Here is a 24,869-nt window from a genome sequence, read left to right on the forward strand (position 1 = left end):
ACCGCCGCTCCCTCTGCCAATCAGCGCTGGAATATGGTTGAATATGCGCTCCATGATCGGCAGAGAAAGATGACGCTGAATGTCCCGCGCTCAACGCTTACTTGATTTGATTCAGATTCTACGCAACCATCGCTTCCCCGTTGCCGGGGCGAATTTGGCGGCGGAGTTAGGCATCAGCTTGCGTACTCTCTATCGCGATATCGGCACGTTGCAGGCGCAAGGCGCGGACATTGAGGGCGAACCGGGGCTGGGTTATATTCTGCGCCCCGGTTTTATGCTGCCGCCGTTGATGTTTTCAGAAGAAGAAATCGAAGCGTTGGTGCTTGGATCGCGTTGGGTGGCCGATCGCGGCGATGAACGCCTCAGTAGCGCCGCCCGGTGCGCGCTCGCCAAAATTTCCGACGTCCTGCCTGACGGCCTGCGTAATACGCTTGACTCCTCTACGCTGCTGGTCGGGCCGGAATCCGCGTGTCACACCGATGATAAAACGTTATCACTTATTCGTCAGTGCATTCGCGCCGAACATAAACTCGAAATCCATTACCGCGATCTTAAAGACGCAGAAACCACGCGCATAGTCTGGCCCTTCGCGCTGGGGTACTTCGAGCATACCCGCGTTCTTGCGGCATGGTGTGAAACGCGCCAGGCGTTCCGCCATTTCCGCACCGAGCGTATTACTGAATTGACGCGCCTGAAGCAACGCTATCCGCGCCGTCGTCAGGCTCTGCTGAAAGAATGGCGGGAAGCGGAAGGCATCCCTTCGCAATAACCTCATGGCGGTAATATTCCAGGCGCGCTGCTGACAAAAACTGTCAGTGGCGCGTTTTATTATGCGTCGAGTCGGCAGATTTCCCCTGCCTCAACGTTTTTATCGACCGATACGGAGAAACCCCATGGCGCACCCTGATATGATTATTTTATATGTTGACAGTCCGGCGGGCAGCGCCGATTTTTACGCCGCGTTGCTTAATAAGCCCCCGCTTGAAGCCTCGCCTACTTTCGCCATGTTCGCCCTTGATACCGGCCTAATGCTAGGACTGTGGTCAAAACATACCGTTGCGCCCGCATCATCGGCAGCCGGAGGCGGAGGCGAGCTGGCGTTCTCCGTCGCCAGCGATAATGAGGTGGATACGCTGTACGCCTCATGGCGCCGGCGTGGGCTGGACATGATTCAACCCCCGACGAAACTGAATTTTGGCTACACTTTTGTCGCCGCCGATCCGGACGGCCACCGTCTGCGCGTCTTTGCGCCGGCCGAAAATGCGTAGCCATCCGATTACTTCTGCTCCGGTAGAGCAGATCGCTGGCGGCGGAATTCGCTTCACCGCCTAACGCTAAGCCAGATTTAGGGAAGCACGGCGATAAGCCGACTTACGCCGCGCTCCCCCATATTCCCGACGTCAACATCCCGCTTGCCTTTAGCCGGCGGCCCTTATCTCTATTGCGGTCGCATTCCTCCAATTATCCTTATATCAACGCTTGCCGCCGACACCCGATTCGCGTAAAACTGTCAGCCGCTAATTGAGCTACTTAATAACCGTATTTCTGGACGCTATGTTTCAAGATAATCCGCTGCTTGCACAGCTAAAACAGCAACTTCACTCTCAGACGCCACGGGTTGAAGGTGTCGTCAAGGGCACAGATAAAGGGTTTGGCTTTCTTGAAGCTGACGCGCAAAAAAGCTATTTCATCCCGCCGCCGCATATGAAAAAAGTGATGCACGGCGACCGTATCACTGCCGCGCTGCACACTGAAAAAGACCGAGAAATCGCCGAGCCGGAAACGCTGATTGAGCCTTTCCTGAGCCGCTTTGTCGGCCGCGTTCAGAAAAAAGACGATCGTTTATCCATAATTCCCGACCATCCGTTATTAAAAGACGCTATCTCCTGCCGTCCCGCCCGTAACATCAGCCATACATTTCAGAATGGCGATTGGGCGGTGGCTGAAATGCGCCGTCATCCGCTCAAAGGCGACCGCGGTTTTCACGCCGAACTGACGCAATACATTACTACCGGCGACGATCCGCTGGCGCCGTGGTGGGTGACGTTGTCACGGCATAACCTGGAGCGCGAGGCTCCCGAAGGCGACGCCGCCGAACGCAATGATGGTCCGCTGACGCGCGAAGACCTGACCGCGCTGAATTTCGTTACCATAGACAGCGCCAGCACCGAAGACATGGATGATGCGCTCTATGTACAGGACAACGGAGATGGTTCGCTGCAGTTGACCGTCGCTATCGCCGATCCCACCGCCTACGTCGAGGCCGGCAGCGAACTGGACAACATTGCCCGCCAGCGCGCCTTCACCAATTATCTGCCCGGTTTCAATATTCCGATGTTGCCGCGTCAGTTGTCGGACGATATCTGCTCGCTGCGCCCCGATGAACGCCGCCCGGTTCTTGCCTGCCGCGTGACTATCGCCGCCGACGGCACGCTGGGTGATGATATCCGCTTCTTCGCCGCCTGGATCGAATCCAAAGCCAAACTGGCCTATGACGACGTATCCGATTGGCTGGAGCAGCAAGGCGAATGGCAGCCGCCGAGCGAGGCCATTGCCGAACAAATCCGGTTGCTGCACCGCGTCTGTCTGGCCCGCAGCGAATGGCGCACCACCCATGCGCTGGTGTTCAAAGATCGTCCGGACTACCGCTTCCTGCTGGGAGAAAAAGGCGAAGTGCTGGATATCGTCGTTGAACCCAGACGCATCGCCAACCGGATCGTCGAAGAGGCGATGATCGCCGCCAACGTCTGCGCCGCCATTGTGCTGCGCGATAAGCTGGGCTTTGGCATCTACAACGTCCATCACGGCTTTGATCCGGCATCCGTCGAGCAGGCGGTTGCGGTATTGGATTCGTTCGGTATACAGGCCGACCCTCAGGCGCTACTGACGCTTGACGGCTTTTGTTCCCTGCGCCGTAATTTGGACGCCCAACCTACCCAGTTCCTGGATAGCCGGATACGCCGCTTCCAGTCATTCGCCGAAGTCAGCACCACGCCGGGACCGCATTTCGGCCTGGGTCTGGAAGCCTACGCCACCTGGACCTCGCCGATCCGTAAATACGGCGATATGATCAACCACCGGTTGCTGAAAGCGGTGATCGCCGGACAGCCGGCGGAGAAGCCGCAGGATGAAGTTACCGTGCAGTTGGCGGAGCGCCGCCGTCTTAACCGGATGGCGGAACGGGATGTCGGCGACTGGCTATACGCCCGTTTCCTTAAGGATAAAGCGGGAACCGATACGCGCTTCCCGGCGGAAATTATGGATGTTACCCGCGGCGGCCTGCGCGTGCGCTTGCAGGATAACGGCGCGGTGGCGTTTATACCTTCGTCCTTTATCCACGCGGTGCGCGACGAATTGGTGTGCAGCCAAGATACCGGCAGCGTATCGATAAAAGGCCAGGAAGTTTATCGTCAGGGCGATGCCCTTGACGTCGTTATTACCGAGGTTCGCCTCGAAACCCGCAGCATCATCGCCAAACCTGCCGCATAGTCCCCTTCCGCCGCCGCCTCTTCGTTAGGCGGCGGCGGATTGCCCGCCCGTTTCGGCCCCCCCGCTAACGCCAAACTTTCGCTCCGCCGCCACTTATCCTACTCTTTCCAAAGCCGGTTAGTGTTTAAATTTTCTTACATAAATTCATAGTCGCTCACAGTTTCACGTTCGCGCCCTTCTCTTCGGCATCAAACCCACTATTGTTAACTTGCATTAACAGTCGCGCTACACATCTTCCTGAATAACGAAGGAGCCGTTGTTATGAATAACGTCAAGAGCATCGTGATCTGGCTGTTGGTCGGCCTGGCAGGCGCCATCGCATTTGCCATGCTGGCCTTAAGCCGTGGTGAACACGTGAATGCCGTATGGTTGGTTGTCGCATCCGTAGCCTGTTACAGCATCGCTTACCGTTTCTATAGCCTGTTTATTGCAAAGAAAGTGTTCGAACTCGACGATCGCCGCTTAACGCCGGCGGAACGTCACAATGATGGATTGGACTATGTGCCGACCAATAAATGGGTGCTGTTCGGCCACCATTTTGCGGCGATTGCGGGAGCCGGCCCGCTGGTTGGCCCCATTCTCGCGGCACAGATGGGCTTTTTGCCCGGAACGATCTGGATCCTGGTGGGGTGATGCTTGCCGGCGCGGTGCAGGACTTTCTGGTGCTGTTTATCTCCACTCGCCGCGACGGCCGTTCGTTGGGAGAGATGGCGAAGCAGGAGCTGGGAGCCTTCGCCGGGGTGATTACCATGCTTGGCGCGCTGGGCGTGATGATCATTATCCTCTCGGCGCTGGCGCTGGTGGTGGTAAAAGCGCTGGCGGACAGCCCGTGGGGATTATTCACCATCGCCGCGACCATTCCGATTGCGCTGTTTATGGGCGTTTATATGCGCTTCCTGCGCCCTGGGAAAATCGCGGAAGTATCTATTATTGGCTTTGTGCTGATGATGCTGGCGATCGTCTATGGCGGCAATATCGCCGCGCATCCATATTGGGGGCCGTTCTTCACCTTAAAAGGAACCTCGCTAACCTGGGCGCTGGTCATTTACGGTTTTATCGCCTCGGTACTGCCGGTCTGGCTGCTGCTGGCGCCGCGTGATTACCTCTCCACCTTCCTGAAAATCGGCGTTATTGTCGGGCTGGCGATTGGCATTGTCTTCGCCATGCCGGAAATGAAAATGCCCGCGGTTTCCCGCTTTATCGACGGCAGCGGCCCGGTATTCTCCGGCAGCCTGTTCCCTTTCCTGTTTATAACCATCGCCTGCGGCGCGATTTCAGGCTTCCATGCGCTGGTCTCCAGCGGAACCACGCCAAAGCTGATTGAACGCGAGAGCCACATCCGCTTCATCGGCTACGGCGCCATGCTGATGGAATCCTTTGTCGCCATCATGGCGTTAATCTGCGCATCGGTGATTGAACCCGGCGTATATTTTGCGATGAATTCGCCGGCGGCGCTGATCGGCACCACGGTGGAAAACGCCTCCCAGGTGATTAATAGCTGGGGGTTCGTCATTACGCCGGAAGCGCTTTCCGCTATCGCCAGCGACGTAGGCGAAGCCTCGGTGCTGTCCCGCGCGGGCGGCGCTCCCACCTTCGCCGTGGGGATGGCTTATATCATTACCGAAATTTTTAATAGCCGCGCCATGATGGCGTTCTGGTATCACTTCGCCATTCTCTTTGAGGCTCTGTTTATTCTCACCGCCGTGGACGCAGGCACCCGCGCCTGCCGTTTTATGGTGCAGGATCTGGTGGGCGTAGTGATCCCCAGGCTGGCGAACAGCCATTCGTGGCTGGGTAATCTGGCGGGAACCACCGTCGCGGTCGCAGGTTGGGGATTTTTCGTTTATCAGGGCGTTATCGATCCGCTGGGCGGGATCAACACCCTGTGGCCGCTGTTCGGCATCGGCAACCAGATGCTGGCGTCCATGGCGTTAATTCTCGGCACCGTGGTGCTATTTAAAATGAAAAAACAGCGCTATGCGTGGGTTACCATCGTGCCGACAGTTTGGCTGTTTATCACTTCCATGACCGCCGGCTGGCAGAAGATTTTCCATGAACAGGCGAGCATCGGCTTTCTGGCGCAGGCCAAACGTTTCTCCGCCGGCATTGAGCAAGGCACGCTGATCGCCCCCGCCAAGACCATTCAGGATATGGAAACCATCGTGTTCAGCAATCAGATCAACGCGGCGCTGTGCGGCTTTTTCATGCTGGTCGCAGTCACGATGCTGGTAGCCGCGCTGTTCGTCATCCGCCGCGCGCTGAACAGCGAAAAACCGACCGCTCAGGAAACGGCGGTGGTTTTGCGTGAAGAAAGCCATGCGGTCAAGTAAGCCGGCGAGCGGTTGCCTAACGTGACAAGAATCCCTCCGCATGGAGGGATTTTACTGTCCGTAATAGGCGTTCTTGCCATGCTTACGCAAATAGTGTTTATCCAGCAGGGTTTGCTGCATGACGTTTAGATCGGGCGTTATCTGGCGGGAGAAAATCCCCATATAGGCGATTTCCTCCAGCACCACGGCATTGTGCACGGCATTATCCGCATCTTTGCCCCAGGCAAAGGGACCGTGTGAATTCACCAATACCGCCGGAATAGCGGATGGAGAGATCTGGCGAGTAGTAAAGGTTTCAACAATAACTTTGCCGGTTTCCCATTCGTAGCGGCCGGCAATCTCCTCATCGGTCATCAACCGGGTGCATGGGATCGCGCCATAAAAATAGTCGGCATGTGTGGTTCCCCAGGCCGGAATATCCTTACCCGACTGGGCCCAGATGGTGGCATGGCGGGAATGGGTGTGAACGATGCCGCCGATATCGGGAAATTCCAGATACAGCACGCGGTGAGTATCGGTGTCCGATGAAGGTTTTTTAGTCCCGTCAACCACCTTGCCGCTCTCCAACTCAACGACGACCATGTCATCGGCCGTCATAACGGAGTACTCCACGCCGGAAGGCTTAATCACCATCAGGCCCCGGCTTCTGTCGACCGCGCTGACGTTGCCCCAGGTAAACGTCACTAACTGATGCCGCGGCAGTGCCAGATTGGCTTCTAATACTGCTATTTTCAGATCATCTAACATGACCGGCCCCCATTGCCCTGGAATGGGACCATTTTCCCGGCCGCGGGCCGTCATCGCTATGGGCTAAATCGCTAAAGATCCGGCAGTGTTCTGCTGTCGGCCGCTATTTATTTTTATTCTTTGTCTAAAAAACAACCATTTTTACCAAATATTGCTATCGTTATCGTAACGTTAGGGAATTAAGATTTTTTACCTATTCCGCATTTTGCCGATGATTATACTGGCAGCCAGACAATGAAAGGCATGGCTTGTTTATTTAATACCGTGAAAAAGTCGTGATGCGCTATTTTCTTCACCTGAAGAACGTGGAACCAGTGTAACAAGGGGAACAATATGAAAGTAAACAAACAGTTTGCTAGCGCGGTTTTAGCCATTGCGCTGACCGTCGCGTTAACTGGGTGTTCAAATATGTCCAAACGCGACCGCAATACCGTGATTGGCGCCGGCGCCGGCGCAGTGGGCGGCGCGGTGCTCACGAACGGAGGAACATTGGGAACGCTGGGCGGCGCTGCCATTGGCGGTCTTATCGGCCGTCAGGTGGACTAAAAATCATCCTCAGTATTTTTATGAAATGGAGCTTCGGCTCCATTTCAGGTTGTTGACGTTCAGCCTTGATAATCGCAATTCCATCATTACTGCCTAGGCAGCAATCTTCCCGACATCGACGCATTACCTGAAAGTAGATCCCCCACCCGCGCGGGGATGGCGTCGGTATAATCATTTCCACTTTCCGTCAGGCATCCACCTGACGATAGCGAATCGCCCCTTCTATCGGCTGCGGATTTTTAATCAAATTAAGAACCGGGCACCAGGCTTCGACCGCCTGATGCAGGGCGGTGATTTCCGCTTCATCGGCGGTTGAATCTATTTCAACCGTATAGCGCAGATTAAAAGGATAAAAGGGCGTATTTTCATATCCTTCCTTTCCTCCACGCACATCGACATCCGCCTGCACCTCCACTTCCAGCCGGGTAAGCGGAATTTTCCGTTCAGCCGCATGAATCAGAAATATATGCGTCAAACAACTGGATAACGAACCAATAAAAATTTCCGGCGAAGCCGGCCCAAGATTATATCCGGCGAAATCCGGCGGACTATCGCTAATAATATGATGATCGCGAATACGAATATGACGAATACCGCTGCGCCCTTCCGCCGTTGAACGCGCGGTAATGGTCTCTTTTTTTAACGTCGCCGGATCGCGCGCATTGCGAATCAATAGCGCCTCTCTTTTTTGCGCCAAATATTCATTCAGATCGCTCATCGTTACTCCTTTTTAAATATTTACCGAAATAAACCGCAGGCTAATTCCTTCAAAAATATATTATTCCGAGGATTCATTACTACCTTCCATTCCCAGTAATGCCAAAATCTGCGTGCGTAACGCCACCAGTTGAGGATCATTACGGCGGCGCGGATAAGGTAGCGTTACCTCAATCGTTTGCAGAATACGCGCCGGACGCGGACTTAATACCACCACCTTGTTTGCCAGCAACAGCGCCTCTTCCACATCATGCGTGACCATCAGCGCGCTGTAGCCCCTTTCCTGCCACAGGCTAAGCAATTCCCCCTGCATACGAATACGCGTCAGCGAATCCAGTTTGCCGAGCGGTTCATCCAGAATCAGCAGACGCGGATTGTTCACCAGCGCCCTGGCCAGCGAGGCGCGTTGCGCCATGCCGCCCGATAGCTGGCGCGGCCAGGCTCCGGCGAACTGATCCAGACCGACATGCCGCAAGAAGCGATCGACGCGCTGTTTACCCGCTTCATCCAATTGCCCGCGCGCCTGAAGCCCCAGCGCCACGTTCTGCCAGACGGTGCGCCAGGGATACAGCGTTGGATCCTGAAACACCACCACTCTGGAGGGATCGGGTTGGGAAATCGGTTCGCCATCCGCCAGCAATTGCCCCTGCGACGGTTGATCCAGACCGGCAATCAGCCGCAGCAAGGTAGATTTTCCACAGCCGGACGGCCCCAGCAGCGTAATAAACTCGCCCGGCGCAAGCGAAATGGAAACATCGTTCAGCACGGGCAGTAAACTTCCTTTCAGCGTAAACGCGTGGCTGACGTGATTAACCTCTAAATGTAATCCGAGCGCTGTTTCCCGCTTAACGTTAGCGGCGCTAACGGTAATAGCCATATCGCATTACCCTCCCGCGAATAATAATTTCCATTTAAATAAAAGCGTTGGCGATTGTTTGAAAATGCATACATGACTTATCGCCAGATAATCTTGCTCTGAACCCAGTCTAAAATAACTTATCCGGTTTCAGGTAGTATAAATACGAATAAGTATTGCCAGATAATATCTGACGACGGCGCATCCAATATCGTTATTAATATTTCAGCATATTAAATGACATAAAATTATTTTTTATTTCCCGCCAAATAACATTTTATATAAGGATAAATACGCCGTAGCCAAACATGGCTGTAAATACGACAAATAACGACGCAATTTCAAATAATAAGCGCCTACATTACCTCAACGATAAGGGACTGGTTTATGTCTAATCGCGCATTAATGCTTTCAAGACGGCGCTTCCTGGCGTCTCTGGGGATTACCGGCGCCGCAGCCGGGCTGCTGCCATTTCCTACGCTGGGGGCGCCGCCCGCCGCCGGCCCGGCCGCGACCGGGCCGCTCACCACGGTGAAGCTGGCCTGGGGACAGACGGCGGTCTGCCAGGCGCCCATCTCCGTGGCGCTCAAGCAGGGATTATTTGAAAAATATGGCTTGAAGATAGAGCCGATCAATTTCAGCGGCCCCACCGACGCGCTGCTCCAGGCTATCGCCACCGGCCACGCCGATGGCGGCATCGGCATGGCGTTGCGCTGGCTGAAACCGCTGGAACAGGGATTTGACGTTAATCTGACCGTCGGCACCCACGGCGGCTGCATGCGGTTGCTGGCGTCTCGCAACGGCAATATCCGAAGCATTGCCGATCTGGCCGGGAAATCGGTGGCGGTCACCGATCAGGCCAGTCCGGTACGCAACTTTTTCGCCATCCAACTGGCGAAACAAGGCATCGATCCCGATCGTCAGGTCAACTGGATACAGTATCCTGCCGATCTGTTCGGCGAAGCGCTGCGCAAAGGGGAAGTTCAGGCGATAGCCGGCGAAGATCCGCAATCCTGGTTGATCAAGCGTAATGACCAGTTAGTGGAGATTTCCAATAATCTGACGGGCGAATACGCCAACGCCACCTGCTGCGTGCTCGGTCTGCGCGGCGAGCTGGTACGCGAGAAACCGGATATCGCCAGGGCCGTTACTCAGGCGATTGTGGATGCGCAGCAGTGGACGGCCGACCATCCGGCAGAGGCGGCGGCTATCTTCGCCCCTTATCTACCCAGCAATATCCCGGCCCAGGATGTCGCCACGATTTTGGGCGAACACACTCACAACCACCACTCCACCGGCGAACAACTGCGTAAAGAGGTGGCGTTTTATGTCAATGAGTTGAAAGAAATCAATGTCATTCGTCCTGATACCGATGCCGTCAGTTTTGCCTCGCACTATGTGCCGGATGTACTGAATGCCGAGGGAAACACGACGCATCAACATTCATAATCCGGCTGTTTAGGGTGACGTTACGACTTTCGATTGGCGGGAGGGGCTATGTCGGAGAAATCGCTATTATCCAGGCAACGCTACGCCTCTGCGGAGACGTCCAAGGAGGCGCGCGGCGCTTCCCCGCTCTGGTACGGCGGGCTGATCGCCGCGCTGCTGTGGGGCGCTCTTGCGCTGCTGATGCTGCTGTGGCCGGATAAACCCAGCGGATTTATTAAACCGCTCTATGTTGCTGAAACCAACATTATTGTCGCGGCATTCGCAGCAATCATCCTGGCGCTGGCCGTATTGGAGCAGCTTCCCGGCTTTCGGCTGTTTTTCCAACCGGTGACCGGCGCCATTCGCAACAGCGGACGCTGGCTCATCGCGCTGGCGTTGCTGAGCGCTGTGTGGGAAATCTTGACGGCGAAACTGGCCTGGCTGCCGGTTCCTTTTTTCGCGCCGCCCCATGCGCTGGTTGAGGCCTATATCACCGACTGGTCCCGGCTGGGCGAAAGCGTGCTGCACTCCCTCAGGCTGTTGGGACTGGGATTTTTGTTCGGCAGCGTGGCGGGCTTTATTACCGGCGCGGCCATCGGCTGGTCGCAGGCTCTGGGCTATTGGGTTCATCCGGTGCTGCGTTTCCTCGGCCCGGTTCCGCCTATCGCGCTGCTGCCGATGTCGCTCTATATTTTCCCGACCAGCTTTTCCGCGGCGATTTTTTTAATCGCGCTGGCCAGTTGGTTTCCGCTTACGGTATTGACCTGGTCCGGCGTCGCCAGCGTGGATAAAAATTACTATGACGTGGCGCGCACCCTGGGCGCGAATCCTCGCTTTCTTATCCTGCGCGTGGCGATCCCGGCGTCACTGCCGCATGTGTTCACCGGCCTGTTTATGGGACTCGGCGCCTCTTTTTCCGTACTGGTGACGGCGGAAATGATCGGCGTGAAAGCGGGCCTGGGCTGGTATCTGCAATGGGCGCAGGGCTGGGCGGCCTATGCCAATATGTATGCCGCGCTGATCGTGATGGCGATTCTGTTTTCATCTTTGATAACGCTGCTTTTCGCCATTCGCGATCGCCTGCTGGCATGGCAGAAAGACGCGGTTAAATGGTAGCCGCGCCGTTTGCCGCAGGCAGCCTCAACCGCCCGCCAGCTTCACCGTCATGCCTTTCGCTTCCAGCAATTGTTTCAGCACGTCGCGTTTGTCGCCCTGAATCTCGATGAGGCCGTCTTTTACCGAGCCGCCGCAGCCGCACTTTTTCTTTAACTCCGCCGCCAGCTTATCCAGCGCGGCATCATCAAGATCGACGCCGCTGATGACGCAAACGCCTTTGCCCTTCCGCCCGCTGGTCTGCCGCTGGATTCGGACGATGCCATCGCCGCGCGGACGCACAACTTTCTCTTCTTCTGGTTTGATTCGACCGGTTTCCGTTGAATAGACCAAACGGCTATCATCATTACGACTCATCGATCACTCCTTCGCAGCCAGAGACGCCCGGATATCACGCAGCGTTTGCGCCGGATCGGCGGATTGCGTAATCGGACGGCCGATCACCATATAATCCACGCTGGCCTGCTGCGCCTGAAGCGGCGTCATGATGCGGCGCTGATCGCCTACATCGCTGCCGGCGGGACGAATCCCCGGCGTAACCAACTTGAAGCCGGTATCGCATACTTGTTTAAGACGCTCGGCTTCATGCGCGGAACAAACCACGCCGTCCAGCCCGCAGTTATAGGTTAGCAACGCCAATCTTTCCGCCTGTTCCGCCGGGCTGACGGTAATGCCCAGATCGCGCAGATCTTCCGCTTCCATGCTGGTCAGCACCGTAACGGCGATCAACAGCGGCGCGTCGTCGCCAAACGGCAGCAGCGCGTCTTTCGCCGCCATCATCATGCGCGAGCCGCCGCTGGCATGCACATTTACCATCCAGACGCCCAGATCGGCGGCGGCGGCGACAGCATGGGCGACGGTATTCGGGATGTCGTGAAATTTCAAATCAAGGAATACGTCAAACCCGCGCTGCTGGAGCGTTTTTACAAACTGCGGACCGAACAGGGTGAACATCTCTTTACCCACTTTTAACCGGCAATCCTGCGGGGAAATGCGGTCAACAAACGCCAGTGCGGACTGTCGATCGGCATAGTCCAGCGCCACGATAATTGGGGATGATGTCGCCATGCCATTCTCTTTTGGATTTTCGTGTTTCACTTGTCACCCCTCTTGATTTAACAAACCAGCATTAGGCCTAAAATTCCCGCCGCATTCTACATGCCCCGCCGTTGAAATCCCAGCCGCCTGTCAGGCGAATGCCATCGGCGGCCGTTTCTGGAACGGTAAGCGTGTTTATTCATTAGTATGTTGTAACTAAAGCGAGTGCTAACGATAAGATGTTCGCTTCACACGGGATAGCTTGCTATTGACCGTCTAACCCACGGATAGGTTTGATGCTGGCCCAACTGCGGCAGGAAGGACAGTGCCAGTATAGGGATTGGGACGTGAAGCCGCACTTATGGCAGCGATAGCGCGGTTTAGTTCGGATTTGCTCGCCGACCATATCACGCAGCACCAGCAGACTCTCTTTGGCCCGGCCGTCTTCCGCTTCGTTCAGGTGATAATCCATTAGCCGGTGGAATACGCGCATCGTCGGGTGCCGCTGGAGTTGGCGATTAATATACACCTCGGTCGCTTCCGTTCCATGTTGCTGCTCAATGATATCCGCCAGCATCAGTTCTGCCGTCGCGCCCGAATTTTCTTCCACGCACCGCGTCAGAAATTCCGCCCATGCCTGCGGCTGCTGCAAATGCTGATAGCACTCTTGCAACATCGGCAGCGTTTCACTGACCAACTCCTTGTCCTGATCGAGCACCTGTTGCAGAGCATCGACAGCGCGGGCGTATTGCTGTTGCGCCATATAAATGCGCCCCAACATGATTGATACGCGAGCGCACTGTTTGTCCGCGGCGGCGCCCTTCTTCAACAACGCCAGCGCTTTATCCAGGTCGTCGCTGCTCATGGCCTGCAACGCCTGCTCGCAGTAAAAATGCGCGATGTCGGCCCTGAGTTGCTCCTCTCCCATCTTCACCAACGTTTCCGCGACATCAATAGCGTTCGGCCAGTCGCTGGTGGCTTGATGAATTTGTAACAGCTGCTGTAGCGCGCCGCGCCGAAAATCTTCTTCATCCACCAACTGTTTGAGAATTTCTTCTGCCCGGTCATACAGCCCCGCCGCCGTATAGTCCCGGCCAAGCTGCTGCACGGCCAGCAAACGCTGCTCAAACGTAAGCGATGTACTTTCGGTCAATGCCTGATGAATGCGGATAGCGCGCTCGACTTCGCCGCGAGAACGGAAAAGATTGCCGAGGGTGAGATGGGCTTCAAATGTGTTGCTGTCATCCTTGAGCATGTCGAGAAACAATTCAACCGCTTTATCCTGCTGATTGGATAGCAGAAAGTTCACCCCTGTGACATATTCGCGCGACAGGCGGTTGGATTCCTGCTCTTTGTCCTGCTGCGCACTTCTGCGCCCCATGTACCAACCATAAGCGGCGGCCACAGGCAGCAACAGGAACAGCAGTTCTAGCATAAAAAATGATTCCTTAGTGGGTGGCGGTCTGAACTGGCGTCACGCTTTCCTCATTTGAGGCTGAAATTTGTTGTTCCAGGCGCTTGATTTTACGTTGAGCGCGGCCTAATGCAATGCGCTGCCGCAGATAAAACAAACCACAAATTACCCAGCCCAGGATAAAGCCTATCGCAAATAGCGTGGCCAGCAGCGTCGATATGCGATAATCCCCTTGCGCCAGCAGATAATTAAACGTAATCGTCTGATCGTTGTGCGCACCCAGTGTGACAGAAATGATGAATATCGCCAGCACGAGTAAAAAAATCAGCAAGTATTTCACGTTCTATTTCCTGTGATATCCCATTAACCAAATGAATTATGCCAAATTTTGGCGATAAACCCCATATAATTACGACTTTCCACGCAGACAGAGAAAGTTCGGCGACCTATCGCCCTCTTCACCTATACCCTAAACAGCGCCCCCGAGAGGAAGGCTTAAGCCGCCGCCCGCGCTTGTTAGTTATCCAGGCTGAATAAAAATGACTAAGGCGTATCAGCAGGAGAGGAGCCGTAGAAGCAGGATGAACAGCAATTATCGGTCAAGATCGCTACGCTTTATTATAGCGAAGGGATGAAACAAGCAGAAATTGCTGAATCACTCCGTTTATCACCGTCATTTGTATCACGGACCACCACGCCCTGCGGTAAAGCCCAGGGCGCAATCCAACGCCGAGCGGCCATACGCCCTGCCGGTCATTGAGTTTCAGGATATAGAACAACTCGATAAATAAGATAACGGATGACATAACGCCATCCGCCGTACAATAAAAGGAAAGGAAATCAACGAAGCAAAACGCTAAAAAAGTTAGTCATTGACCGCGTCTTTCGCCACCGCTTCCTGGGCTTCTTCCCGCGGCGACAAAAACGGGCCGCACCATCGTTGAGCCAACCAGCAGGCAACCACCACCAGCAACCAGCTGATCAACGTTGCCGCAACCAGATCCCGCGGCCAGTGCATTCCCAACGCCAGACGGCTGCCCATCACCGATATCGCCCACAGCATGAGTATCGCCACGGTTTTGTAATGCCGGCGCGCCCACAGCAATCCCACCCCCAACAGCGCCCAGGTAGCGGCGAACATGGTATGCCCTGACGGGAAAGCGAATCCTGTCTCAGTTTGCCAGTGATGGCGCAGCCAGTGAGGGATCCCCTCTTCGTCCTGCAATTGATTTTTTACCAGATCGGCGCGCGCCTTGCGCGGCAGAGAATAGAAATAGCTGTCGTCAATCTGATGACTCTTTTCCAGCCAGATGACAAACGGCCGGGATTCCCGAACCCACTCTTTAATCCCCGACTTCACGCCCTGACCAATCATTACCGTGATAACCATAATGACCAGCACGCCGATCGCCGGTTTTACCCGAAAACGCAAGCACCAGAGAAACCAGGCGCTCAGTATAACGCTGGTTAACGTCCCCCACGGCGACGTCACCGTTTCGGTTGACCAGTACAACATGCGCAGCCATAAACCATGATTTCCCGGCTGCCACTGCCACCCGCTGGCCCAGATGATCAATGGCATTATCAGTAAAATTATCGCACCAATAGTGGTTCGTCTGGCGATGTCGTACATCTTTTCTTCCTATAATTCAGTGTGATGCTTGCAACAGTAATGTCACAATTCTATCAAAAAAAACGGCGTGAACGGTCAGTATGGCGTAAAATAGCTCTCGGTTCAGTCAATGAGTGGCCGATCGCATCAATATTTCCGCGCCGCTCAGACGCGATCGGTGTGTGCGATACCCTAACTTTGTTATGCCGTTCATCTTCCAGATTACAGCGATGCCGGCTTTCTTAAGTTACCCGGCGCCTCTTTGGAAAGCGGACGGATTCGTCACTCCCATCACTCGGTTTATAGCGCTTCTGGCGGTTGGTTCTTTTGCCGCCCGGCTGCACCTAAAAATCTATTGGCATGGCAATGTTTTTTGCTGGTCAATGCCCGCTTCCGGCAGTAGGATGCGCGTCAGCATTTTTGTTTTTTGGAGAATAACATGCAGCTAAAACGGGTGGCAGAAGCCAAATTACCCACCCTCTGGGGCGATTTCCTGATGGTGGGATTTGAAGAATTAGCCACAGGACATGATCATCTCGCATTGGTTTATGGTGATATTTCCGGCCCGACTCCTGTTCTGGCACGCGTGCACTCTGAATGTCTGACGGGAGACGCCTTATTTAGCCTGCGTTGTGACTGTGGGTTCCAGCTTGAGGCCGCGCTACGGCATATCGCCGAAGAAGGGCGAGGCGTACTGCTGTATCACCGTCAGGAAGGCCGGAATATCGGCTTGCTGAATAAAATTCGCGCGTATGCGCTGCAGGATTTGGGCGCGGACACCGTCGAAGCAAACCATCAGTTAGGTTTTGCCGCTGATGAGCGAGACTTCACGCTGTGCGCGGACATGTTCAAACTGCTGGGCGTTAATGCGGTCCGGCTGCTGACCAATAATCCGCAAAAAGTAAAAATCCTTAATGAAGCGGGCATCAATATCGTTGAACGGGTGCCGCTGATCGTCGGCCGCAACCCGAAAAATGAACACTATCTGGAAACGAAGGAAGCCAAGCTGGGTCATCTGCTGAATATGAAATAACATTACCCCGTCCGGTCAAGCGGATAGCCTGACCGGACGACTTATTTAGTGGGCGATGACATACATATCCTGCGTATAGTATTGCCCCCGGTTATTCGCATGAAAACCGCCGATGTAAGGTTTCACCATCTGCGGCTGTACGTAATGATAGACTGGCGAGAGCGGCATCTGCTGCTGAAGAATCGCTTCCGCCTGCTGGTATATCTTCTCTTTTTCCGCCTTGTCGCTGACGGTTAACGCTTTTTGCAGCAAAGCGTCATATTCCGCATTGCTGAATTTCGAATTGTTGTTACTGTCCTGCGAGCGCAGGATATTCAGAAAGGTGCTTGGCTCATTGTAGTCGGCAATCCAGGCATAGCGGACGACTTCATAATCGCCAAGCCGCATGGTATCCAGCATGGTTTTCCACTCCTGATTCACCAATTTCGCTTCAACGCCCAGATTTTTCTTCCACATGGAACTGGCGGCGATCGCAATGCGCTGGTGTGACTCGGAAGTGTTATAAAGCAAGCTGAATTTCAAAGGATGCTTTTCATCAAATCCCGCTTCCTTCAGCAGCTTTTTCGCTTCGTTATTCCGCTGCCCTTGCGTCCATCCGGCCCATTCAGGCATAAGGTTTTTAAACCCGCCGGTGCCGTCCGGCGGCAGGTTATAAGCAGGAATCTGTCCCATACCCAGCACATTATTGGCGATAATGGTTTTATCAAGGCTCAGGTCCAGCGCCCGGCGCACGCGCGGATCGTTGAACGGCGCTTTCTGGGTGTTGAACTGATAAAGATAGGTGCAGAGCAGCGGCGAGATTTTCACTTCATTGGGGTAATCCTGCTGCAATTGCTTGAACTGTACCGGAGAAAGGATATTCGTCACGTCGATTTCGCCCGCTTTATAACGGCTGAGCTCCGCCGACTGCGAGGAAATAGGTAAGTAAGTGACCTTTTCAATCACCGTATGGGCGTTGTCCCAATATTGCGGATTACGTTTCCCCACCAGCCGTTCGTTGACAACCCATTCGCTCATTACATACGGACCGCTGCTGACGAAATTTTTTACCTGCGTCCAGGCGTTGCCATATTTTTCAATGACGGCTTTCGGCAGCGGAACCAGGACATGGTAATCGGCCATTTCCAGAAAATAAGGCACCGGGTGCTCCAGCGTAATCTGAATCGTTTGACTATCCAGCGCTTTTATTCCCAATTCCTGCGGCGATTTCTTCCCAGCCATAATATCCGCCGCGTTCTCTACGTACATACTGGCGATATAACTGCCGTAAGGCGACAGCGTTTTGGGATCGCTGAGGCGCCGCCAGCTATAGACGACATCATCGGCCGTCAGCGGCGAGCCATCGGACCATTTCAGCCCCGGACGCAAATGGAATGTCCATACCCGGTTGCCGTCATTGTCCCACCTCTCGGCCAATCTGGGCTGAACGGAGCCATCATCGCGCACGCGAATCAGGTTATCAAAAAAGTCATTAATAAGATGGGCTTCCACATCGCTTTCGACTTTATGCGGATCGAGCGAAGCAGGTTCGGAGCCGTTACCGCGAACCAGTTCCTGCTTCGGCGCCAGTTGAACGCCGGCGGGAACCTCCGCCGCATAAACGGCAATCGAACTCACGGCGGAACAAAGTGGGAGCAGCAGAGCACAGAGCGTTTTCTTGCCGCTGACGTTTAGCGCGAAGTTCATATAAATTCCTTATTACTGATATTAATTAACATCCTATGATGTAATAGCGCGCCGACCCCATATCTTGCAAGCAGTTAACACAATACCGCGAATATATAGAGGACAATTATTTTATGTAGTGAACCGCGTTTTCAGCGGCTATCCGTCCTGAATTCAGCGCAAAGGCAAAGCTGGCGCCCCCCATTTCGAGATCGTAGCTATCGCCATACATGCCGCCTGCGTCCAATCCCCCGGCGTAAAGGCCGGGAATAGCCCGCCCTTGACCGGTCACGACTTCCGTTTTCTCATTAATTCGTATGCCGCCGAATGTCCCCAGCGCCCTGGGGCGAAGTTTCGTGACATAGAACGGCCCTTTTTCCACCGGCCGTATGAATTCGCCATCCTTAAAGAATTCGTCGTCCTTATGTATGGAGGCGGCTTGATTATTGCGGTCGATAGTGGCTTTCAGCACGTTGGGATCCGCGCCGATGCGCTTCGCAATCTCATCAATAGTGTCGCACTTGAAAACGTTGCCGTTATTTTTCGCCAGTTCCTTATTGAACTCATCCTCAAGTTTTTCAAGCCTGGCGCCATAGGTTACCCATTCGCCGATGGGCATCTGGATCCCTTGATTGAGAAACATCTGTTTTGTCTGCTCGTCATAGATTGAGTAGGCCACACCGCCGATTCTCTCCAGCGCATTACCGGCGAAGGGCCACTCGGCGATGTTATATTCATCGGTGTATCTTCTACCGGTGGGATCGACATAAAGGTAGGGCTGAACGGCGGCCGCGATAAGATGCGAACTAGTGGAGAAATCAGGCAGGCCGGGACGATAAGAGATCATTATCTCAATCCCCTCCTCGGCAGCTCCGGCTTCCCAGGCCATCTGGATACCTTCGCCATCTTTACCTGACTGGCCGACCATGATCACATCTGGAAATCTGGAGTATTTTTTCAGCATTTCCCGGTTATTGCCGTAACCGCCGGTGCCGATCACCACGGCTTTGGCGTTGACGATCACCTTCTCCCCGTCTTGGTTTACGCCTTCAACGCCCACCACGCGGTCGTCGTTTTTGATCAGTTTTTTACCTGGCGTTCGGAGAAGAACCGTACCGCCCAAATCGCGGAATTTCCTGGCGAGCGCCATCATCACCGCATTGCCGTGATTGTAGCGTTTACCGTCGATCTCAAGTTCTCCCACTACGTGCCAGGTTAGCGGACCACCAAAACCGCCTACGCCAATAAACTCATAATTCACGCCGAACTGTTTCAACCATTCAAGCGTTTCGGCGGACTTATGCACAATGGCGCTAACCAGCGGCGCGTTGGCCCGCCAGTGGCTATAGTTCATGATCGCCTGGAAGGCGAACTTTCTGGATACGTCGATACCCTGCCTTTTTTGCATGGCGCTTTCCGCAGCGAAAATGCCTTCGGCAAAATTTGCCGAACCGCCGAGGATAGCTTGTTTTTCAAGAATGATGACATCGGCTCCGAGCATTTTTGCCTGTACCCCTGCGGCAAGCCCCGTCGCGCCGCCCCCTACGACGACAATATCGGTGTTATACACGTTATCCGCGTAGCTAAATGGAGCAAACGCCATGGCTATCAGAACCGCGAGCGGGATCCTAAAGGTAAATAAACGATTCATGCGTCTACCTCTCTTTATCTCTATTTTTATTATTCGGCGTGCGCTATCGCTTGAAGACTATCCTGCTGGCGGCTCAACACCAGAGAACCGAAGACGAGTAAACCGATCGTCGGGAAGCGGCGGCGTCGTATTTACCTTATCCTGACGTAAATCGTGGAACTGTGAACGCGGTCATCCGCTGTGCGAAATTTAATCAATGCGGCAATTGGAATTTGATCCGCCGCTTAATCAGCTTTCCCAATCGGGATAATTTGATGGTTGATATCGGGCGAGAGTATTGCGCAGAGGGTTTATTGAATGATTAAGAAGCCATCGCCGCGATACCGCAAATCAGGTATCGCGGCGGTTGTCTGTCTTAAAGCATATTGCGAATCACATAATGCAGAATGCCGTCATTCTGGTAGTAGGTCAGTTCATTACGGGTATCGATACGGCAGCGGGTGTTAATCACCCGGCGCCGCCCGGCGCTATCGGTAATGGTTACCGCCACCGTAGCGCCCGGCGTTAACTGATTTAGCCCCGCGATCGATATTTGCTCGTCTCCAGTCAACATCAATGTCTTACGCGTTACGCCTTCCGGGAACTCCAGCGGCAGTATTCCCATACCAATCAGATTAGAGCGGTGAATACGCTCAAATGATTCGGCGATGACCACGCGCACGCCCAGCAGGCGCGGCCCCTTCGCCGCCCAATCGCGGCTGGAGCCCGATCCGTACTCTTTTCCCGCCACTAATGCCAGCGGCACCTTTTCATCCTGATAGCGCATCGCCGCATCATAGATCGTCATCTCATTTTGTGACGGGATATGCCGGGTATATCCCCCTTCTTTGCCGGGCACCATCTCATTGCGGATACGAATGTTGGCAAAGGTGCCGCGCATCATCACTTCATGATTCCCCCGGCGCGAGCCATACGAGTTAAATTCCTTCGTCTCCACGCCGCGCTCCAGCAGATAACGGCCGGCCGGACTATCACGCTTGATATTACCTGCGGGCGAGATATGGTCGGTGGTGACGGAATCGCCGAGCATCGCCAAGATACGTGCGTTATGAATATCCTGCACCGGCTCAGGGGCTTTTTTCATATCGAGGAAAAAGGGAGTCTGGCGAATATAGGTTGATTCCGGGGGCCACTGATAGGTCGGATTACTATCGACCTCAATATCTTTCCATTCCTGCGTCCCGTCAAATACGGCGGCATACTGTTTATGAAACATATCCGCGCTGACGTTTAATACGGCCTCGGCCACTTCTTTCGCTGAAGGCCAGATATCCCGCATATAGACCGGCCGTCCCTGCCGATCTTCCCCCAGCGGTTCGCTGGTAAGATCGATATTCATATTTCCCGCCAGCGCATACGCCACGACCAACGGCGGGGAAGCCAGCCAGTTGGTTTTCACCAGCGGATGAATACGCCCTTCAAAGTTACGGTTCCCTGACAACACCGCGCCGACCGTCAAATCGCCGGCTTTAATCGCCGTCTCGATAGGTTCAGGCAACGGCCCAGAATTGCCGATACAGGTGGTGCAGCCATATCCCACCAGGTTAAAACCCAGCTCATCAAGATAGGGCGTTAACCCTGCTTTGGCGTAATAATCCGTTACCACCCTCGATCCCGGCGCCAGCGATGTTTTCACCCACGGCTTTTTCTTCAGTCCGCGCTTTACCGCATTTTTCGCCAGCAACCCGGCCGCCATCAGTACGCTTGGGTTCGAGGTGTTGGTACATGAGGTGATTGCCGCAATGACCACCGCGCCCTGTTGCAACCGGTGTGTCGCGCCGTCCAACAAAAATTCCTCATACTCCGCCCGGTCTTTCACCGCATTGATATCCAGCTCCCTGCTTGCTTGAAACGCCTGCGGCACGCGCGCCAGCGGCACTCTGTCCTGCGGACGTTTAGGACCGGCCAGACTGGTTTCGACGCTGTCCAGATCCAAAGAGAGCTGGCTGGTGAAGACGGGCTCGTCGCCGGTATTGCGCCACAGCCCCTGCTGTTTGCTATAGGCCTCCACCAGCGCAACCTGCTCATCGCTGCGGTTAGTCAAGCGCATATATTCCAGCGTGATTTGGTCGATCGGGAAAAAGCCGCAGGTAGCGCCATACTCCGGCGCCATATTGGCGATGGTGGCGCGATCGGCCAACGGCAGATGATCCAGGCCGTCGCCGTAAAACTCAACGAATTTCCCCACCACGCCATGCTTACGCAGCATCTGGGTCACGGTGAGCACCAGATCGGTCGCGGTGATCCCTTCGCGCATCTTCCCGGTTAATTTTACTCCGACAACGTCCGGAATAAGCATGGAAATCGGCTGACCCAGCATAGCGGCTTCGGCCTCTATTCCCCCGACGCCCCATCCCAATACGCCAAGCCCATTAATCATGGTGGTGTGCGAGTCCGTCCCGACCAGCGTATCGGGATAAGCCAGCAGTCTATCCTGCCGTTTTTCAGACCACACCGCTTTCGCCAGATATTCAAGGTTAACCTGATGGCAGATACCGGTTCCCGGCGGCACGACCCGAAAATGGCTGAATGCGTTTTGCCCCCAGCGCAGAAACTGGTATCGCTCATAGTTGCGGGCCATTTCCAATTGGGTGTTGTCCAGCAGCGACTGTCCGTCGCCGAAGTGGTCTACCGTGACCGAGTGGTCGATCACCAGATCGACCGGCGACAGCGGATTCACTTTATTTACGTTACCGCCCAGGCGCTCTACCGCTGCGCGCATTGCCGCAAGATCGACGACGGCAGGCACGCCGGTAAAATCCTGCATCAGCACGCGCGCCGGGCGGTAGGCGATTTCACGATCGACATGCCCGTTTTTCAGCCAGGAAACCACTGCCTGCAGATCGTCTTCCTGTACGGTATCGCCGTCCAGATGCCGCAACAGGTTTTCCAACAAGACTTTTAACGACTTGGGTAAGTTATCAATCGCACCAAGTTGTCGGGCGGCCAGGGACAGACTGTAATAGTGATAGCTTTGCTGTCGTACCTTTAGCGTATCCAGACAGGTATCGCGAAGAGAATGAGGTGACATGCTTCCTCCCAAAGTAATTTGATTAATCATTATTTTTTGTCGACCCGCCATTCAATACCCAGTCTGAACATGAGGTCTTATTTAAAGATAACACAAACAAAAAATAACGTTTTCGCAACAACTGAACTATATGCAGCGATAGCCGCCAGCTATTGATTAAGGCGTTGGAGAGGAATTAAGGACGACAATAAATTAAGTAAAGTTAATGCCGGTTGCGGCCGATAACTGTAATGCTACTCATTAGCTTGCTAGCGCTTTTGCGCCTCACAACCGTTTTGCTGAAAACCTCACAACCTGATATCGCAGTTTGTAGTAAGAATACAGAATCCGTTTATTTAATAAACGATAGCCCATCTTTTGGTGGATAAAATAATAATATCAAGGGGTTCTAGATGAAACTGTTTTACCAGCCTGAAAGCAGTTCCCTTTTTACTCATATTGTCTTACTGGAGTCCAAGCTAGACTTCAAACTCGAAAAGGTGGACCTAAAGTCCAAGAAGACCGAACGCGGGGCGGATTACCTATCGATCAATCCCAAAGGGCAGATACCGGCTCTACAGCTTGACGATGGGAGCGTGCTTACTGAAGGCGTCGCCATTGCGCTGTATGTGGCGGATAAGGTTCCGCACTGTAACCTTATCGCGCCGATAGGCAGCATGGCCCGCTATCACACCATTGAATGGCTGAACTACATCTCCGCCGAACTGCATAAAAGCTTTTCCCCGATATTCCGCCGCAGCACGCCAGAAACCTATAAGGAACTGATCATGGAGTACTTACAGGTAAAATTCCGCTATATAAATCTTGTGCTGAGCGAACAGAAATATCTGGTGGCCAACCGTTTCAGTATCGCCGATGCCTACCTGTACACCGTTATGCGCTGGGCGCAGTCATTGAAGCTGGATATGTTCCGTCATCCGGCGCTGTCCGCTTATCTTGAGCATATTGCAGAAAGGCCTTCGGTGGTCATGGCGCTCAAGATTGAAAGGTTGAAAGGCTGAGAAAGAAAAGAGCGCGGTTATAACTCCGCGCTCAAACTGCCGGCAAAGCACGAAACGTCGCCATTAATGCCTCCCCTTGTAACCGTCTCTTAGCCGCATTTTACGGATAGCGGGACGGTTTCCCGCGCCGCAATGCCGCCATTTTCACGCTACCTCGTAGCACGCGCCCGGTACAGAGGGATAAAAACGGCGGGATTGCCTCCTCACGCGGGAAGGCGAAGACTTGCCGATTACAGCCGTACCGCCTGGAAATGATGGCGCGGATTGGCGATGCCTTCCTGGGCGGCAACCAACTGCAATTCGTACTCGTCCATTTCCTTCGTCATCAGCATTACTTCATAAACGGCGGCCGTGGTATGTTCCAGCGCCTTATCCAGCGCCACGCCTTTCAGCAAGTTCACCAGTAATAATCCGCTGGTCAAATCGCCGACGCCGACGGGCTGACGTTCAAACTCAATCAGGGGACGGGTAATATGCCAGGCATCCGTCGGCGTAACCAACAGCATTTCAAAGCTGTCATCACGATAAGCCGCGCGGCTGAGGTGTTTGACCAGCACGATTTTCGGCCCCTGCGCGCACAATGCCCGCGCCGTTTCCACGGCTTCCGCCACGTTATGCACCGCATGACCGCTAAGCTGCTCCAGTTCAGGCAGGTTAGGCGCGATCACATCCGCCGCCTGCAGCGACTGACGGCAGTGAAATTCCGACACGCCCGGCGCCACGATGCAGCCTTTTTCGGGCGACCCCATAACCGGATCGCAGAAATATAGCGCATCAGGATTCACCGCCTTAACCTGCCGGACGATGCCTAAAATGTGTTCACCCTGCTCCGCCGAACCGATATAACCGCTCAGCACCGCATTACAGTCTTTCAATCTTCCGATATCCGCGATGCCCTGCACGATTTCGGTCAAATGACCGGCCGGCATCACGCATCCCGTCCAGTGGCCATACTGGGTATGGTTGGAAAATTGAACCGTATTGAGCGGCCAAACGTTTGCTCCCATCCGCCGCATTGGAAACTCCGCCGCACTATTTCCCGCGTGTCCGAAAACAACGTGTGACTGAATAGAAAGTATATTTTTCATTAGATATGACTCAAATCTTTGCCAGCGCATTTGCGCTTCAATAACGGAGTAACGGTATAAAGGGAACGAGGATCGTTCATCAACATCAGGGAGCATGCGCTCCCTGATTA

The 24,869-nt window shown here is 54.2% G+C and carries 20 protein-coding genes and 2 pseudogenes; 10 read left to right on the plus strand and 12 right to left on the minus strand.

Annotated elements, in window-relative coordinates; translation table 11 throughout:
• Positions 1-79: 79 nt before the first annotated feature.
• The 4 genes and pseudogenes from HC231_RS11980 to HC231_RS11995 all read left to right on the plus strand — a co-directional run bounded on the left by HC231_RS11980 (position 80) and on the right by HC231_RS11995 (position 5,819).
• A complete protein-coding gene (locus HC231_RS11980; protein WP_208231168.1) occupies positions 80-769 on the plus strand; it encodes a helix-turn-helix transcriptional regulator in 690 nt (229 codons plus the stop codon).
• Between the two features lie 124 nt (positions 770-893).
• A complete protein-coding gene (locus HC231_RS11985; RefSeq protein ID WP_208226879.1) occupies positions 894-1,268 on the plus strand; it encodes a VOC family protein in 375 nt (124 codons plus the stop codon).
• A 286-nt stretch (positions 1,269-1,554) separates the two neighbouring features.
• A complete protein-coding gene (locus tag HC231_RS11990) occupies positions 1,555-3,489 on the plus strand; it encodes an exoribonuclease II (protein ID WP_208226880.1) in 1,935 nt (644 codons plus the stop codon).
• 261 nt (positions 3,490-3,750) lie between these two features.
• A pseudogene (locus HC231_RS11995) lies at positions 3,751-5,819 on the plus strand (carbon starvation CstA family protein).
• 51 nt (positions 5,820-5,870) lie between these two features.
• Here HC231_RS11995 and araD read toward each other — a convergent pair.
• On the minus strand, positions 5,871-6,566 hold the full coding sequence (gene araD, locus HC231_RS12000; RefSeq protein WP_208226881.1) for an L-ribulose-5-phosphate 4-epimerase: 696 nt from the start codon (positions 6,564-6,566) through the stop codon (positions 5,871-5,873).
• A 333-nt stretch (positions 6,567-6,899) separates the two neighbouring features.
• Between araD and osmB the strand changes: the two genes are divergently transcribed.
• A complete protein-coding gene (osmB, locus tag HC231_RS12005) occupies positions 6,900-7,112 on the plus strand; it encodes an osmotically-inducible lipoprotein OsmB (protein ID WP_208226882.1) in 213 nt (70 codons plus the stop codon).
• A gap of 187 nt (positions 7,113-7,299) precedes the next feature.
• Here the strand turns inward: osmB and HC231_RS12010 are convergent, their stop codons facing one another.
• Both HC231_RS12010 and HC231_RS12015 read right to left on the minus strand, forming a co-directional pair.
• Positions 7,300-7,830: an OsmC family protein gene (locus HC231_RS12010; RefSeq protein WP_208226883.1), complete on the minus strand. Its 531-nt coding sequence runs from the start codon at positions 7,828-7,830 to the stop codon at positions 7,300-7,302.
• 60 nt (positions 7,831-7,890) lie between these two features.
• Positions 7,891-8,706: an ABC transporter ATP-binding protein gene (locus HC231_RS12015; protein ID WP_208226884.1), complete on the minus strand. Its 816-nt coding sequence runs from the start codon at positions 8,704-8,706 to the stop codon at positions 7,891-7,893.
• 366 nt (positions 8,707-9,072) lie between these two features.
• Here HC231_RS12015 and HC231_RS12020 point away from each other — a divergent pair, with 366 nt between their 5' ends.
• Both HC231_RS12020 and HC231_RS12025 read left to right on the plus strand, forming a co-directional pair.
• On the plus strand, positions 9,073-10,134 hold the full coding sequence (locus HC231_RS12020) for an ABC transporter substrate-binding protein (protein ID WP_208226885.1): 1,062 nt from the start codon (positions 9,073-9,075) through the stop codon (positions 10,132-10,134).
• A gap of 48 nt (positions 10,135-10,182) precedes the next feature.
• The gene (locus tag HC231_RS12025) at positions 10,183-11,229 is read left to right on the plus strand and encodes an ABC transporter permease (protein ID WP_208226886.1); all 1,047 of its coding nucleotides are present in this window, start codon (positions 10,183-10,185) and stop codon (positions 11,227-11,229) included.
• A 24-nt stretch (positions 11,230-11,253) separates the two neighbouring features.
• Here HC231_RS12025 and yciH read toward each other — a convergent pair whose 3' ends face one another.
• From yciH to HC231_RS12045, 4 genes are all read right to left on the minus strand, one after another.
• Positions 11,254-11,583 (minus strand): stress response translation initiation inhibitor YciH, encoded by a 330-nt coding sequence (gene yciH, locus HC231_RS12030; protein ID WP_208226887.1) that lies wholly within the window; start codon positions 11,581-11,583, stop codon positions 11,254-11,256.
• A 3-nt stretch (positions 11,584-11,586) separates the two neighbouring features.
• Positions 11,587-12,294 (minus strand): orotidine-5'-phosphate decarboxylase, encoded by a 708-nt coding sequence (gene pyrF / locus HC231_RS12035; RefSeq protein ID WP_208226888.1) that lies wholly within the window; start codon positions 12,292-12,294, stop codon positions 11,587-11,589.
• 235 nt (positions 12,295-12,529) lie between these two features.
• Entirely contained in the window at positions 12,530-13,699 is a 1,170-nt protein-coding gene (gene lapB, locus HC231_RS12040; RefSeq protein ID WP_208226889.1) for a lipopolysaccharide assembly protein LapB, read from the minus strand.
• Positions 13,700-13,712: 13 nt separating this feature from the next.
• Positions 13,713-14,018: a LapA family protein gene (locus tag HC231_RS12045; RefSeq protein ID WP_208226890.1), complete on the minus strand. Its 306-nt coding sequence runs from the start codon at positions 14,016-14,018 to the stop codon at positions 13,713-13,715.
• 264 nt (positions 14,019-14,282) lie between these two features.
• On the opposite strand from HC231_RS12045, the pseudogene HC231_RS23975 reads away from it, so the two are divergent.
• Positions 14,283-14,429 (plus strand): annotated as a pseudogene (locus tag HC231_RS23975) (sugar-binding transcriptional regulator); the annotation flags it as partial.
• A 114-nt stretch (positions 14,430-14,543) separates the two neighbouring features.
• Here HC231_RS23975 and pgpB read toward each other — a convergent pair.
• On the minus strand, positions 14,544-15,311 hold the full coding sequence (gene pgpB, locus HC231_RS12050; protein WP_208226891.1) for a phosphatidylglycerophosphatase B: 768 nt from the start codon (positions 15,309-15,311) through the stop codon (positions 14,544-14,546).
• A gap of 418 nt (positions 15,312-15,729) precedes the next feature.
• On the opposite strand from pgpB, the gene ribA reads away from it, so the two are divergent.
• Entirely contained in the window at positions 15,730-16,323 is a 594-nt protein-coding gene (ribA, locus tag HC231_RS12055; RefSeq protein WP_208226892.1) for a GTP cyclohydrolase II, read from the plus strand.
• 45 nt (positions 16,324-16,368) lie between these two features.
• On the opposite strand, the gene HC231_RS12060 is transcribed toward ribA, so the two are convergent.
• The 3 genes from HC231_RS12060 to acnA form a co-directional block, all read right to left on the minus strand.
• Positions 16,369-18,009 carry an ABC transporter substrate-binding protein gene (locus tag HC231_RS12060; RefSeq protein ID WP_208226893.1) on the minus strand — a complete coding sequence of 547 codons (1,641 nt, stop codon included), beginning with the start codon at positions 18,007-18,009 and terminating at the stop codon, positions 16,369-16,371.
• A 106-nt stretch (positions 18,010-18,115) separates the two neighbouring features.
• Positions 18,116-19,639 (minus strand): FAD-dependent oxidoreductase, encoded by a 1,524-nt coding sequence (locus HC231_RS12065; RefSeq protein WP_208226894.1) that lies wholly within the window; start codon positions 19,637-19,639, stop codon positions 18,116-18,118.
• Positions 19,640-19,994: 355 nt separating this feature from the next.
• Complete coding sequence (gene acnA, locus HC231_RS12070) at positions 19,995-22,670, minus strand: aconitate hydratase AcnA (protein WP_208226895.1); 2,676 nt, start codon at positions 22,668-22,670, stop codon at positions 19,995-19,997.
• A gap of 392 nt (positions 22,671-23,062) precedes the next feature.
• On the opposite strand from acnA, the gene gstA reads away from it, so the two are divergent.
• Positions 23,063-23,671, plus strand: a complete 609-nt coding sequence (gstA, locus tag HC231_RS12075; RefSeq protein WP_208226896.1) for a glutathione transferase GstA — start codon at positions 23,063-23,065, stop codon at positions 23,669-23,671.
• Between the two features lie 230 nt (positions 23,672-23,901).
• Here the strand turns inward: gstA and pdxY are convergent, their stop codons facing one another.
• Positions 23,902-24,759, minus strand: coding sequence for a pyridoxal kinase PdxY (gene pdxY, locus HC231_RS12080; protein WP_208226897.1), 858 nt, complete (start codon positions 24,757-24,759; stop codon positions 23,902-23,904).
• Positions 24,760-24,869 lie beyond the last annotated feature (110 nt).

It is taken from the genome of Brenneria izadpanahii (genome assembly GCF_017569925.1).
GTDB classification, from domain to species: domain Bacteria; phylum Pseudomonadota; class Gammaproteobacteria; order Enterobacterales; family Enterobacteriaceae; genus Brenneria; species Brenneria izadpanahii.